The sequence below is a fragment of the Kocuria sp. SM24M-10 genome, assembly GCF_001027955.1.
GTDB lineage: Bacteria > Actinomycetota > Actinomycetes > Actinomycetales > Micrococcaceae > Kocuria > Kocuria oceani.
The window spans coordinates 1-14,221 of record NZ_LDNX01000118.1 but is presented as its reverse complement, the minus strand read 5'-3'; the positions used below and the strand labels follow the sequence as shown (position 1 = coordinate 14,221).

At 72.7% G+C, this 14,221-nt stretch carries 9 protein-coding genes and 1 tRNA gene; 1 reads left to right on the top strand and 9 read right to left on the bottom strand.

Translation table 11 applies throughout. From position 1 onward, the window contains the following. Positions 1–51: 51 nt before the first annotated feature. Positions 52–627 carry an ANTAR domain-containing response regulator gene (locus tag ABL57_RS13305; RefSeq protein WP_047803981.1) on the bottom strand — a complete coding sequence of 192 codons (576 nt, stop codon included), beginning with the start codon at positions 625–627 and terminating at the stop codon, positions 52–54. 269 nt (positions 628–896) lie between these two features. Between ABL57_RS13305 and ABL57_RS13300 the strand changes: the two genes are divergently transcribed. Further along, positions 897–976, top strand: a tRNA-Leu gene (locus ABL57_RS13300). A gap of 80 nt (positions 977–1,056) precedes the next feature. On the opposite strand, the gene ABL57_RS13295 is transcribed toward ABL57_RS13300, so the two are convergent. The 8 genes from ABL57_RS13295 to ABL57_RS13260 all read right to left on the bottom strand — a co-directional run bounded on the left by ABL57_RS13295 (position 1,057) and on the right by ABL57_RS13260 (position 14,037). Next, positions 1,057–1,539, bottom strand: coding sequence for a PaaI family thioesterase (locus tag ABL57_RS13295; RefSeq protein WP_238986058.1), 483 nt, complete (start codon positions 1,537–1,539; stop codon positions 1,057–1,059). Continuing rightward, positions 1,524–3,002, bottom strand: coding sequence for a pyruvate kinase (pyk, locus tag ABL57_RS13290; RefSeq protein ID WP_047803957.1), 1,479 nt, complete (start codon positions 3,000–3,002; stop codon positions 1,524–1,526). Before pyk ends, ABL57_RS13295 begins: the two co-directional genes overlap by 16 nt. Positions 3,003–3,262: 260 nt before the next feature. Continuing rightward, the gene (locus tag ABL57_RS13285; RefSeq protein ID WP_047803956.1) at positions 3,263–4,726 is read right to left on the bottom strand and encodes a glutamate synthase subunit beta; all 1,464 of its coding nucleotides are present in this window, start codon (positions 4,724–4,726) and stop codon (positions 3,263–3,265) included. Beyond that, the gene (gltB, locus tag ABL57_RS13280) at positions 4,719–9,389 is read right to left on the bottom strand and encodes a glutamate synthase large subunit (RefSeq protein WP_238986057.1); all 4,671 of its coding nucleotides are present in this window, start codon (positions 9,387–9,389) and stop codon (positions 4,719–4,721) included. The genes ABL57_RS13285 and gltB overlap by 8 nt, the downstream gene beginning before the upstream one ends. 302 nt (positions 9,390–9,691) lie before the next feature. Continuing rightward, the gene (gene lgt, locus ABL57_RS13275) at positions 9,692–10,576 is read right to left on the bottom strand and encodes a prolipoprotein diacylglyceryl transferase (protein ID WP_047803955.1); all 885 of its coding nucleotides are present in this window, start codon (positions 10,574–10,576) and stop codon (positions 9,692–9,694) included. A 75-nt stretch (positions 10,577–10,651) separates the two neighbouring features. Beyond that, entirely contained in the window at positions 10,652–11,470 is an 819-nt protein-coding gene (gene trpA / locus ABL57_RS13270) for a tryptophan synthase subunit alpha (RefSeq protein WP_047803978.1), read from the bottom strand. A gap of 29 nt (positions 11,471–11,499) precedes the next feature. Beyond that, a complete protein-coding gene (gene trpB, locus ABL57_RS13265) occupies positions 11,500–13,626 on the bottom strand; it encodes a tryptophan synthase subunit beta (RefSeq protein WP_047803954.1) in 2,127 nt (708 codons plus the stop codon). 147 nt (positions 13,627–13,773) lie between these two features. Further along, positions 13,774–14,037, bottom strand: a complete 264-nt coding sequence (locus ABL57_RS13260) for an HGxxPAAW family protein (RefSeq protein WP_047803953.1) — start codon at positions 14,035–14,037, stop codon at positions 13,774–13,776. Between the last annotated feature and the right edge of the window lie 184 nt (positions 14,038–14,221).

Sequence of the window (14,221 nt, the reverse complement as noted above, 5' to 3'; positions counted from 1 at the left end):
ACCCATCCTAGGGCCCGGGCCGGACGGGCTCCGTGTACCGCAGCGTGCCGCTCAGGCGACCTGGTTGATGATCGCCTCGGCGACCTCGCGCATGGACAGCCGCCGGTCCATGGAGGTCTTCTGGATCCAGCGGAAAGCCTCGGGCTCGGTCAGCCCCATCTTGGTGGTCAGCAGGGACTTCGCCCGCTCCACGAGCTTGCGGGTGGCGAACTGCTCCTTCATGTCGGAGACCTCGCGCTCCAGCGCCGCGATCTCCTCGAAGCGCGAGATCGCGATCTCGATCGCCGGCACCACGTCGTCGACGGTGAACGGCTTGACCACGTAGGCCATCGCGCCGGCCTCGCGGGCCCGCTCGACGAGCTCGCGCTGGCTGAAGGCCGTGAGCAGGACCACCGGGGCGATCCGCTCCGAGGCGATCTGCTCGGCGGCCGTGATCCCGTCCAGGACCGGCATCTTCACGTCCATCAGGACCAGGTCCGGGCGGTGCTCGCGCGCCAGCTCGACGGCTCGCTGGCCGTTGTCGGCCTCGGCCACCACGTCGTAGCCGGCCTCCCCGAGCATCTCCACGATGTCGAGGCGGATGAGGGTCTCGTCCTCGGCCACCACCACCCGGCGGGGCGGGCGCAGGGACGTCCCGGCGTCCTCCTCGGGAAGGGCGCTGTCCCGGTCCTCGGGCTCCTCCGCCGGGGCGGGTTTCGGCTGCTCCGTCACGCTGACTCCTTGCCTGCTGGTGGGGCGGTCCCGCGGCGGGCGGGACCGCGGACTCCGGGTGCACGGGTGGCCCGTGGCCGCCCGGCACGGCACGTGCCGTCCGATCGGTCCCAGCCTATAACTGTTGTACGCTGGTCGAGCGCAGGAGCAGCCCCTCGACGGGGCCGCGGGGACTGCGACCACGGGCCCAAGTGGCGGAACTGGCAGACGCGCCGCACTCAAAATGCGGTTCCTCGGAGTGTGGGTTCGAGTCCCACCTTGGGCACGAGCACCCCGGACCGGCGGTCCGGGGTTTTTTCGCGCCCCGGACCGCCGGTCCCGCGCCGGTTCCCGCGCGGTCCTCGCTCAGGCCCCGGCGGGACGCTCGCGCAGCAGGTTGGTGACCCGGGCCGTGGACAGCCGCCGCCCCTGCTCGTCGGTCATGACGACCTCGTGCACGGTCATCGTGGCGCCCAGGTGCAGCGCCGTGCAGGTCCCGGTCACCGTCCCGGCGGCGATCCCGCGCTGGTGCGTCGCGTTGATGTCGACCCCCACCGCGAAGCGCTCCGGGCCGGCGTGCACGCTCGCGGCCGAGGAGGCCAGGGTCTCGGCCAGGACGCAGTGCGCCCCGCCGTGCAGGATCCCGCCGGGCTGGGTGTTCGGCTCCACCGGCATCGTGGCGACCGCGCGCCCGGGCGTGAGCTCCGTGAACCGGATGCCCATCGCCCGGGCGAGACCGCCGATCCCGTGCCCGGGGAACCCCGCGTGCAGCTCCTCGGGCACTCCGTGGGCACGGAGATCCCGGGCGTGCTCCTCCGGGTCGAGGCGCCCGCTCAGGACTCCCGCCACGGCCCCACGCGCTCACGCCGCCGCTGGCCGCTCAGCAGCTCGCCGGCGTCCTTGACGTCGCCCACCCGGTGCACCTTCACGAGGTTGGTGGTGCCGGCGACCCCGGGGGGCGAGCCGGCGCAGATCACCACGAGGTCGTCCTCCCCGGCCAGGCCCTGCTCCTGCAGGTGGAGGTCCACCTGCCGGGTCATGTCGTCGGTGTGGTCGACCTTCGCGACCTGGATCGGCTGGACGCCCCACAGCAGGGACATCAGGGCGGTCACCAGCGGCTCGGGGGTGAACGCCAGGATCGGGTGCGGCGGGCGCAGCCGGGAGAGCCGGCGGGCGGAGTCCCCGGACTGGGTGAAGGTGCAGATGTAGCTGACGTCGAGCTGCCGGGCGATCGTGACCGCCGCGCGGGTCACCGCGCCGCCGCGGGTGCGCGGCTCCGTGCCCAGCGCCGGGACGCGCTCGAGCGCCTGGGACTCGGTGGCCTCGATGATCCGGGCCATGGTCTGGATGGTCTCGATCGGGTACTTGCCCACCGAGGTCTCCCCGGAGAGCATCACGGCGTCCGCGCCGTCGAGCACCGCGTTGGCGCAGTCGGAGGCCTCCGCACGGGTGGGGCGCGGGCTGTCGATCATCGACTCCAGCACCTGGGTGGCGACGATCACGGGCTTGGCCCAGCGGCGGGCGAGCTCGATGGCGCGCTTCTGCACGATCGGCACCTGCTCCAGCGGCAGCTCCACGCCGAGGTCGCCGCGGGCGACCATGATGCCGTCGAACGCGTCGATGATCTCGTGCAGGGAGTCCACCGCCTGGGGCTTCTCGATCTTGGCGATCACGGGCAGGCGGCGGCCCTCCTCGTCCATGATCTCGTGCACCCGCACGATGTCCTTGGCGTCGCGCACGAAGGACAGGGCGATCAGGTCCACGCCGCGGCGCAGGGCCCAGCGCAGGTCGTCCTCGTCCTTGTCGGACAGCGCGGGGACGTTCACGGCCACGCCGGGCAGGTTGATGCCCTTGTTGTTGGACACCGGCCCGCCCACGACCACCTCGGCGGTCACGGTGGTGTCCGAGACGGCGGTGGCGCGCAGGGCGACCCGGCCGTCGTCGATGAGCAGGGGGTCGCCCACGTTCACGTCGCCGGGCAGGCCCTTGTGGGTGGTGGAGCACAGCTCCGCGGTGCCCTCGACGTCCTCGACCGTGATGGAGAACTCGTCGCCGGGCAGCAGCTCGTGGGGGCCGTCGGCGAAGCGGCCGAGGCGGATCTTGGGGCCCTGCAGGTCCGCGAGGATCGCGACGGTCTGCCCAAGGTCCTCGGAGGCCCGGCGCAGGTTCTCGTAGGACGCGTCGTGGACGGAGTGGTCGCCGTGGCTCATGTTGAGCCGGGCCACGTTCATGCCGGACCGGATCGCCTGGGAGAGGTTCTCGTAGGAGGAGATGGCCGGGCCGATCGTGGCCACGATCTTTGCTCGTCGCATGTGTGCCGCCTTGGGTTGTGGGGTGCCACCGCGGGTGGACGCACAAGAAAGAACGACCGGGACGCCGCGCGGGCGCGGCGGAGCTCCCGGCCGCTCTGCCTGGTTGTCCTGCCCCGGAGCGGGGAGGTCCTTCCCAGCCTACCAACGCGGCACGTGGTGTCGAGGCCGCCGCTCCCCCGGCACCCGTCCGCCGACGACGAGGCGCGGCCCGCACCCCGGGTGGGGGGGTGCGGGCCGCGCCGTGGTCCGGGCCGTGGGCCCTACATGCTGAGGTCGATGGCCCGGTCCGTGGGGGCCACCGGCGCCGGCAGCCGGGTGGAGCCCAGGAGGTGGCGCTCGACGGCGGCCGCGCAGGCCCGGCCCTCGGCGATCGCCCAGACCACCAGGGACTGGCCCCGGCCCGCGTCGCCGCAGGAGAACACCCCGTCCACGTTGGTCATGTACTGGTCGTCGCGGGCCACGTTGGTCCGCCCGTCCAGCTCCGCGCCGATCTGCGCGGTGATGTCCTCGGACTCGTTGCCGGTGAAGCCCAGCGCCAGGAACACCAGGTCCGCGGGCAGGACCTTCTCCGTGCCCTGCTTCGGGGCGCGGCGGCCGTCGGGCAGGTACTCGGTCTCGGCGACCTTCAGCCCGGTCAGCTTCCCGTTCTCACCCACGAACTCCACGGTCGAGGCCAGGTAGGTCCGCTCGCCGCCCTCCTCGTGGGAGGTGGAGACCTCGAAGACCCTCGGCATCATCGGCCACGGGTCGGCGTCGGAGCGGTCCGCGGCGGGCTTGCGCCCGATCGCCAGGGACGTGATCGAGGCGGCGCCCTGGCGGTTGGCGGTGCCGATGCAGTCGGAGCCGGTGTCACCGCCGCCGAGCACGATGACGTGCTTGCCCCGCGCCGAGATCTGCCCCTCGACCTCGTCGCCGGCCACCACGCGGTTGGCCTGCACCAGGTAGTCCATCGCGAAGTGCACGCCCTCGAGGTCGCGGCCCGGGATCGTCAGGTCGCGCGGGAGGGTGGCGCCGGTGGCGACCACGACCGCGTCGTAGCGGCGCTTGAGCTGGTCCCAGGTGATGTCCTTGCCGATCTCCACGCCCGGGCGGAAGCGGGTGCCCTCGGCGCGCATGACGTCCAGGCGGCGGTCCAGGACCTCCTTCTCCATCTTGAAGTCGGGGATGCCGTAGCGCAGCAGCCCGCCGATCCGGTCGTCGCGCTCGTAGACGGCGACGGTGAACCCGGCCTGGGTCAGCTGCTGGGCCGCCGCGAGCCCGCCGGGCCCGGAGCCCACGACCGCCACGGTCTTGCCGACCAGCCGCTGCGGGACGAACGGCTTGATGATGCCCTCGTCGAAGCCCATCTCGCCGATCGAGTACTCGATCTGCTTGATGGTCACCGCCGGCTGGTTGATCCCGAGCACGCACGAGGACTCGCACGGGGCCGGGCAGACCCGCCCGGTGAACTCCGGGAAGTTGTTGGTGGCGTGCATGCGCTCGACCGCCTCGGCGTCGAGCCCGCGCCACACCAGGTCGTTCCACTCCGGGATCAGGTTGCCCAGGGGGCAGCCCTCGTGGCAGAAGGGGATGCCGCAGTCCATGCACCGGCCGGCCTGCTTCTGCAGCACCCCCCGGTCCTGGGCCTCCTGGACCTCCTTCCAGTCCATGATCCGGACCGGCACCGGCCGCTTGGGGCGGTCGACGCGCTCGGTCACCTTCAGAAAACCGCGCGGATCAGCCACGGGTCGTCACCTCCAGGATCTTGTGCCAGGCCTCGTCGCCGTCGGGGTCCTGCCCCCGCGTCGCGGCCTCTTCGCGGATGCCCTGCACCGCGGCGTACTCCCGCGGCAGGACCTTGGTGAACCGGCCCAGCGTGGCCACCGGATCGGCCAGCAGCCGGTCCGAGAGCTCGGAGCCGGTCTCCTCGCCGTGCTTCGTGATCAGCGCGAGCACCGCCTCGGCGTCGGCCTCGTCCAGCGGCAGCAGCTGGAGCTCGCCGCTGTCCCGGGCCTGCTTGTTGACGGAGGTCTCGGCCAGGTCGATGACGTAGGCGACGCCGCCGGACATGCCGGCGCCGAAGTTGCGCCCGGTGCGGCCCAGCACCAGGGCGGTGCCGCCGGTCATGTACTCGCAGCCGTGGTCCCCGATGCCCTCGACCACCGCGGTGGCCCCGGAGTTGCGCACCAGGAATCGCTCGCCCACGGTGCCGCGCAGGAAGATCTCCCCGCCCGTGGCGCCGTAGCCGATCACGTTGCCGGCGATGACGTTCTCCGAGGCCTCGAACACGGCGTCCCGCTCGGGGCGCACGATGATCCGCCCGCCCGAGAGGCCCTTGCCGGTGTAGTCGTTGGCGTCGCCCTCCAGTCGCAGGGTGATGCCCTGCGGCAGGAACGCGCCGAGCGACTGCCCGGCCTGGCCGGTGAGCGTCACGTCGATGGTGTCGTGGGCGAGCTCGTCCGTGCCGAAGGTGCGGGTCACCACGTGCCCGAGCATCGTGCCCACCGCCCGGTCGGTGTTGATGATGTGCTGCTGGATCCGGACGGGCTCCCGCTTCTCCAGGGCGGCCCGGGACAGGCGGATCAGCTCGTTGTCGAAGTGCTTCTCCAGCTCGTGGTCCTGGCCGCGCATGTTGCGCACGGCGGCGCCGCGGTGCTCGAGCACCGTGGAGTGCAGGATCGGGGACAGGTCCAGCCCGTGGGCCTTCCAGTGGTCGATCGCGGCCTTGGTCTCCAGGACCTCGGCGTGCCCGACGGCCTCCTCGATCGAGCGGAACCCGAGCTGGGCCAGGTACTCCCGGACCTCCTCGGCGATGAACTCGAAGAAGTTGACCACGTGCTCGGCCTTGCCGGTGAAGCGCCGGCGCAGCTCCGGGTTCTGCGTGGCCACGCCCACCGGGCAGGTGTCCAGGTGGCACTTGCGCATCATGATGCAGCCCTCGACGATCAGCGGGGCCGTGGCGAAGCCGAACTCCTCCGCCCCGAGCAGCGCCGCGATCACCACGTCGCGCCCGGTCTTCATCTGCCCGTCCGCCTGGACGACCACCCGGTCCCGCAGCCCGTTGAGCATCAGCGTCTGCTGGGTCTCGGCGAGGCCGAGCTCCCAGGGGGCGCCGGCGTGCTTGAGCGAGTTCAGCGGGGCCGCGCCGGTGCCGCCGTCGTGCCCGGAGACGAGCACCACGTCGGCCTTGGCCTTGGTGACCCCGGAGGCCACGGTGCCGATGCCGATCTCCGAGACCAGCTTCACGTGCACCCGGGCCCGCGGGTTGGAGCGCTTGAGGTCATAGATCAGCTGCGCCAGGTCCTCGATCGAGTAGATGTCGTGGTGCGGCGGCGGGGAGATCAGCGACACCCCGGGGGTGGAGTGGCGCGTCCGGGCGATCCAGGGGTAGAGCTTCTGGGCCATGAGCTGGCCGCCCTCGCCGGGCTTGGCGCCCTGGGCCATCTTGATCTGGATGTCGTCGGCGTTCGTGAGGTACAGGCTCGTGACGCCGAAGCGGCCGGAGGCGACCTGCTTGATCGCCGAGCGGCGCTCCGGGTCGAGCAGCCGCTCCACGTCCTCGCCGCCCTCGCCGGTGTTGGACTTGGCGCCGAGCCGGTTCATGGCGATCGCCAGCGTCTCGTGCGCCTCCTGGGAGATGGAGCCGTAGCTCATCGCACCGGTCTGGAAGCGCTTGACGATCGAGCTGACCGGCTCGACCTCCTCCAGCGGCACCGGCCGGCGGTCCGAGGAGAAGCCGAGCAGCCCGCGCAGGGTCAGCAGCTTCTTGGTCTGGTCGTCCACGAGCTTCGTGTAGGACTTGAAGATGTCGTAGCGGCCGCTGCGGGTGGCGTGCTGGAGCCGGAAGACGGTCTGCGGGTTGAACAGGTGCGGCGGGCCGTCGCGGCGCCAGTCGTACTCCCCACCGGTCTCGAGGTCGCGGTAGGGCTCGGTCACGCCGTCCGCGGGGTAGGCCCGGCGGTGGCGGGAGGCGGTCTCCTCGGCGATGACGCCGAGGCCGATGCCGCCGATCTGGGTGTGGGTGCCGGTGAAGTAGTCGTCCACCAGCTCCCGGGACAGGCCGAGGGCCTCGAAGACCTGGGCGCCGCAGTAGGAGGACACCGTGGAGATGCCCATCTTGGACATGATCTTCTGCACGCCCTTGCCCAGGGCCTTGATCAGATTCTGCACGGCGTGCTCGGTGGTGATCCCGGTCAGGTCGCCCGAGCGGACGAGCTCCTCGGCGGACTCCATCGCCAGGTACGGGTTCACCGCGGACGCGCCGTAGCCGATGAGCAGCGCCACGTGGTGGACCTCGCGGACGTCGCCGGCCTCCACGATCAGCGCCACCTTGGTGCGGGTGGCCGAGCGCAGCAGGTGGTGGTGCACCGCGGAGGTCAGCAGCAGCGAGGGGATGGGTGCCCACGCGCCGTTGGAGTCGCGGTCCGAGACGATGACGTACTCCACGCCGCGGGCCACGGCCGCGGAGACCTTCTCGCAGATCTCGGCGATCCGGGCGCGCAGGGACTCGGCCCCGCCGTCGGGCCGGTACAGGCCGCGCACCTTCAGGGCGGCGGGCATCCCGTCCTCGCCCTCGATGTGCAGGAACTGGTCCAGCTGGTCGTTGTCGATGACCGGGAAGTCCAGGGCGATCTGGCGGGTGCGCACCCGCTCGGTGGTCAGCAGGTTGCCGGAGGGCCCGACGGAGCCGCGCAGGCTGGTGACCAGCTCCTCGCGGATCGCGTCCAGCGGCGGGTTGGTGACCTGCGCGAAGGACTGCACGAAGTAGTCGAACAGCGTCCGGGACTGCTCCGAGAGCACGGCGATCGGGGTGTCGGTGCCCATGGCGTAGATGGGCTCGGCGCCCTTGGCCGCCATCGGGCCCACGATCATCTTCAGCTCCTCCTGCGTGTACCCGAAGGTCTTCTGGCGCAGGGTGATCGAGGAGCGCGGGTGGACCATGTGCTCGCGCTCGGGCAGGTCGGTGATGTCGACGATGTTGCCGTCGGCCCACTCCTCCCACGGCGCCGCGGAGGCGATCTCGGCCTTGATCTCGGCGTCCTCGACGATCCGCCCGCGGGCGGTGTCGACGAGGAACATCGTGCCCGGGGACACCCGGCCCTTGCGCACGACCTTGCGGTCGCCGATGTCGACGACGCCGACCTCGGAGGCCAGCACGACGAGCCCGTCGTCGGTGACCCAGAACCGGCCCGGGCGCAGGCCGTTGCGGTCCAGCAACGAGCCGACCTGCACGCCGTCGGTGAAGGCGACCGCGGCGGGGCCGTCCCACGGCTCCATGAAGGAGGCGTGGTAGCGGTAGAACGCCTTGCGGGCCGGGTCCATGGTCTCGTGGTTCTCCCAGGCCTCCGGGATCATCATCATCATGGCCTGGGTGACGGGCCGGCCGGAGAGCACCAGCAGCTCGGCCACCTCGTCGAGGGACTGCGAGTCGGAGGCGCCCTCGGAGCAGATCGGGAACAGCTCCTCGGGGCTGCGGCCCAGCAGCGGGGACTTCAGCTGCGACTGGCGGGCGCGCATCCAGTTGCGGTTGCCCTTCACGGTGTTGATCTCGCCGTTGTGCGCCAGGGTGCGCATGGGCTGGGCCAGCGGCCAGGAGGGGAACGTGTTGGTGGAGAAGCGCGAGTGCACGATCGCCAGCTCGGTGGCGAACCGCTCGTCGGCCAGGTCCGGGTAGAACGGCTCCAGCTGCTGGGTGGTCAGCATGCCCTTGTAGACGATGGTGCGCGAGGACAGGGAGGGGAAGTACACGCCGGCCTTGTTCTGGGCGCGCTTGCGCAGCCGGAAGGCCTTCTGGTCCAGGCGGCGGCGGGCGGCCTCGTCCTCGGGCGCGGGGGCCGGCTCGGCCACGAAGAGCTGGACGAACCAGGGCATGACCTCGCGCGCGGAGCGGCCCACCACGGACTCGGCGACGGGGACCGGGCGCCAGCCCAGGACCTGCAGCTCCTCCGAGGCGGCGATCTCCTCGAGCGCGGCCTGGATCTTGTCCGCGTGCGCCCCGCCGTGCGGCAGGAACGCGGTGCCCACGGCGTAGCCGCCCAGGGGCGGCAGCTCGAAGTCCACGACCGCCCGGAAGAACGCGTCGGGCAGCTGGGTGAGCAGCCCGGCGCCGTCCCCGGTGCCCTCGTCCCCGCCCACGGCACCGCGGTGCTCCAGGTTGCGCAGGGCAGTCAGGGCGGCGTCGACGATCTCGTGGCTGGGGGCGCCGTTGAGGGTCGCGACCACGGCGAGCCCGCACGCGTCCTTCTCCTCGTCCGGGTGGTAGAGGCCCTGCTCCGCGGGCGCGTTCGAGAACTGCTCGAACGGCGACGTCGCCTGGTCCTCGGCGATCTCGGCCGGGTCGGCCGGACGGGGGTCCGTGCCGTGCTGGTCGGAATTGTCACCGGGGGTGCCGGCGGGGGTAGAAGTCATGACAGACGTCTCCTCACCATGAGATGTGGTCAGCAGGAGCGGCCCCCGCAGCAGAGCTCCGGTCGGGAGGTGCCGCCGGTTCGTGAGCTGCCGCCGGCGTCCTCGAGCGGTGGTCGAGGTGGTGCCGGGCGGCGGAAGGGCCCCGTTCCAGGAAGGTCCGACGTTGGACGCTCTGGCGTGCGCAGGAGCGGAAGGCGTGGTTGGCCCGTCCCCGGTCGTGCGCCAATGAAATCTAGCACTCCGATGTTACAAGTCTGAAAACTCCCGGACCCTCCGTGGTATTGCGGGGCTGATCCGGGGCATCAGGTCCGGGCCGCCTGCGCGGCGCCGTCCCGGGCCCTCCGGCGGCGCACGGTGACCGCCGCGAACAGCACCAGTCCCAGCAGCACCAGGCCCAGCGAGGTCCACACGTGCACCCGCAGCCCCAGCACCATCAGGGAGGGGTCGATCCGCAGGAACAGCTCGATCAGCATCCGGCCGATCCCGTAGTGGACCAGGTACAGGGCGAACAGCCGGCCCCCGTCCAGGCGGAACCGCCGGTCCAGGGCCAGCAGCAGCACCACGCCGGCCAGGTTCCACAGGGACTCGTAGAGGAACGTGGGGTGGAAGAGGGTGTCGGCGGGCAGCCCGGCGGGGAAGTTGGCGCCGGCCGGGTCGATCTCCAGACCCCACGGCAGGGTCGTGGGCCGGCCGAAGAGCTCCTGGTTGAACCAGTTGCCCCAGCGCCCGATCGCCTGGGCGAGGAGCAGCCCCGGGGCCGCGGCGTCGGCGAACACGGCCAGGGAGACCCCGTGCCGCCGGCACACCCACCACGCGGCGGCCGCGCCGAAGGCCACCGCGCCCATGATGCCGAGCCCGCCCTCCCAGATCCGCAGCGCATCCACGGGGTCCGCTCCCGGGCCGAAGTATCCCGCCGGGTCGGTGATCAGCACGTGGTAGGCCCGGGCGCCGACGATCCCGGCGGGCACCGCCCACATCACGACGTCCCACACGATCTCCGGGTCCAGGCCGCGGTCCTTCCAGCGGCGCAGGGTCAGCCACATGGCCGCGGCGATCCCGGCGAGGATGCACAGGGCGTAGGCGTGCACCGTCAGCGGGCCCAGCGAGAAGCCCGACCAGTCCGGGGAGGGGATGCCGGCCCGGACGGGGACGCTCAGCAGGACGGGGGAAGCGGCGCTCAGCAGCATGGGATGGGGCCTCGGCTCGTCGGGACGTGGGGAGGGGCGGGGACCCGGTCCGGGCCGCTCCGCCCCGTCACGCTATCAGGCCAGACCCGCCAGTTCCCGGGCCAGGGCGCCCACGGCCTCGGGGCCGCCGTCGGCCAGGGCCTTCACGAGGGCGGTGCCCACGATGACCCCGTCCGCGTAGGCCCCGATCTCCTCCACGTGGGCCCGGCGGGAGACGCCCAGCCCGACGCACACGTGCTGGGCGCCGGCGGCGCGGGTGTCGGCCACCAGCTGCTCGGCGACATCGGAGACCGCGTCCCGGGCCCCGGTCACGCCCATCACGGAGACGGCGTAGACGAAGCCGCTGGCGGCCTTGGCCACGAGGTCCAGGCGCTCGCGCGAGGAGGAGGGGGCGGCCAGGAAGACCCGGTCCAGGCCGTGCGCCTGGGAGGCGGCGAACCACTCGGCGGCCTCGTCCGGGATCAGGTCCGGGGTGATGATCCCCGCTCCCCCGGCCTCGGCCAGCCGCTCGGCGAAGGCGTCCACGCCCATCTGCAGGACGGGGTTCCAGTAGGTCATCACCACCGGCACCGCGTCGGTGCGCTCGGCGACCGCGCGAACCACGCGGAAGACGTCGGCGACCCGGAAGCCGTTGGCCAGGGCCGTCGTCGTCGCGTGCTGGATGACGGGCCCGTCCATGACCGGGTCCGAGTAGGGGATGCCGATCTCGATGACGTCCGCGCCGTTGCGGCCCAGGGCTACCGCCGCCTCCACGGACTCCTCGACCGTGGGGAAGCCCGCGGGGAGGTAGCCCACGAGCGCGGGCCGGCCCTGCTCCCGGCAGGCCGCGAGGCGTGCGGTGAGCCGGGAGTCGGGGTTGCTGCCCAGGCCGGGGGGCAGGATGCGGGAGGCCAGGTCGGCGCCGGCGCCGGGGTGGGTGGTGCTCACAGTCGCTCGCCCTTCTCGCCGAGCTCCGCCTCGGCGCTGTCGTCCGGGAGCATCCCGAACCATTCCGCGGCCGTGGCCACGTCCTTGTCGCCGCGCCCGGAGAGGGAGACGACGATGATCTTCTCGGCGGCGGCCTCCGCGCCGAGCTCCTCGACCCAGCGCCGGCCGATCTTCAGCGCCCCGGCGAGGGCGTGGGACGTCTCGATCGCGGGGATGATGCCCTCGGTGCGGCACAGCAGCTGGAACGCCTGCATCGCCTCGGTGTCGTTGATCGCCTCGTAGCGGGCCCGCCCGATGTCGTGCAGGTAGGAGTGCTCCGGGCCGACGGCCGGGTAGTCGAGCCCGGCGGAGATGGAGTGGGACTCCAGGGTCTGTCCGTCCTCGTCCTGCATCAGGTACGTCCTGGCGCCGTGCAGCACCCCGGGCCGGCCCAGGGAGATGGTGGCCGCGTGCCGGCCGGTCTCCACGCCGTCCCCGCCGGCCTCGAGGCCGTAGAGCTCCACGGAGGGGTCGTCCAGGAAGCCGTGGAAGATGCCGATGGCGTTGGAGCCGCCGCCCACGCAGGCCGCCACCGCGTCCGGCAGGCGCCCGGCCCGGTCCAGGACCTGGGCGCGGGCCTCCTCCCCGATCTGCTCGTGGAAGTAGCGCACCATCGCGGGGAACGGGTAGGGGCCGGCCGCGGTGCCCAAAAGGTAGTGGGTGTGCTCGACGGAGGCGACCCAGTCCCGCAGGGCCTCGTTGATGGCGTCCTTGAGCGTGCGGGAGCCGTTGGTCACGGGCACCACGGTGGCGCCGAGCAGCTCCATCCTGGCCACGTTGAGGGCCTGCCGACGGGTGTCCTCCTCCCCCATGTACACCACGCACTCCATCCCGAACAGCGCGGCCGCGGTCGCGGAGGCGACCCCGTGCTGGCCGGCGCCGGTCTCGGCGATCAGCCGGGTCTTGCCCATCCGGCGGGCGAGCAGGGCCTGGCCGAGCACGTTGTTGATCTTGTGCGAGCCCGTGTGGTTGAGGTCCTCGCGCTTGAGGAAGACCCGGCACCCGGCCTCGGCGCCGAAGCGGTGGGCCTCGGTGAGCAGGGAGGGGCGCCCGGAGTAGTCGCGGGAGAGCCGCAGGAACTCCGCGGTGAACTCGGGGTCCGCCTTGGCCTTGTCGAAGGTGTCCGTCAGCTCGTCGAGGGCGGCGACCAGGGACTCGGGCATCCAGCGCCCGCCGAAGTCCCCGAAGTAGGGGCCCGGGGCCTCGCGCAACGACGCGGCCCGCGCGGCGACGGACTCGGCCTCGGCGTCCGGGACGTGCCGGCGGGCACGGGCCGCGGCACCGGCGGTGCGGTAGCCGGCGATGGCGGCCGCGGCGTCGGCGCTGCGCACGAGCGCCTCGCCGACCAGCACGGCCTTCGCCCCGTGGGAGGCGTACAGCTCGACCTGCTCCTCGCCCTCCACCCCGGACTCGGCCACGAGCACCGCGTCCTGCGGCAGCAGGCCGGCCAGGCGGCCGAAGGTCTCGACGTCGGTGTCGAGCGTCTTGAGGTTGCGCACGTTCACGCCCACGATGCGGGCGCCCACCGCCACGGCGCGCTCGATCTCCTCGGGGGTGTGCGTCTCCACGAGGGCGTGCATGCCCAGCTCGTGGGTGAGGTCCAGGAAGCGGCGCAGCTGCTCGTCGGTGAGGGCGGCCACGATCAGCAGCACCAGGTCGGCGCCGTGCGCCCGCGCCTCCCAGATCTGGTACTCATCGACCGTGAAGTCCTTGCGCAGCACCGGCACCCCCACGGCCGCCCGCACGGCGTCGAGGTCGGCCAGGGAGCCGTTGAAGCGGCGCTGCTCGGTGAGCACGGAGATGACGGAGGCCCCGCCGCGCTCGTAGCCGGCGGCGAGCAGGGCGGGGTCGGCGATCGGGGCCAGGGCGCCCTTGGACGGGCTGGAGCGCTTGACCTCGGCGATGATCTGCACGGCGTCCGCGCTCGGCCCGCGCAGCGCGGACTCGGCGTCCAGCGCCGGCGGCCGCTGGGCGGCGGCGGCGCGGAGCTCGTCGAGGCCGACACGCTCCCGGCGCTCGGCCAGGTCGGCGCGGACGCCCTCGATGATGGCGTCCAGGACCGTCCCGGTGCTCTGTTGCGACATGGATTCCTGTCCTCTCGGCGGCGGCGGCCGCCTCTCTGCGTGCTGCGGGGACCGGGCCGGTGACCCGGCCGCGCCGGGAGGCCGGACCCTGGGGGAGCGCCCGGCCGTGGCCGGTGCTGCGCGGGGCCGGGCCCTGCCGGCGCCGGCTCAGCTCTGGTGGTTGCGGGCCTCGTGCTTGCGCTGCTCGGAGCCGGCTCCGTGGCCCATGGAGCGGAGCACGGCCCCGGCGATCAGGCCGACGACCACGAGGCCGATGCCGACGATCAGCACGGGGGTGTTGCCCACGGTGAAGCCCACGACGCCGACGATGACGCCCACGGACATGATGCCGATGGTCACCCAGGCGGCCAGGGTGTTGCCGTGCCCCACGAAGCCCGTGTGGTCGAGGACGATCTCGTTGCCGTTTGCCATGTTCCTGCACTCCCGATTTCCCTGCCGGGGCCGGCCGGCCCCGCTCGCCGGGCCCCGGCGGGGCGCGGCGGTTGCTGACAGTCTGTCTCGCTCCATTGTGCCACCCCGCGGCGGGGGACGCGCGCGCCGCGGGGCCGGGCGCGGTGCCCGGCGCGCCCGGGCGGCGGGCACGGTAACACCCTGG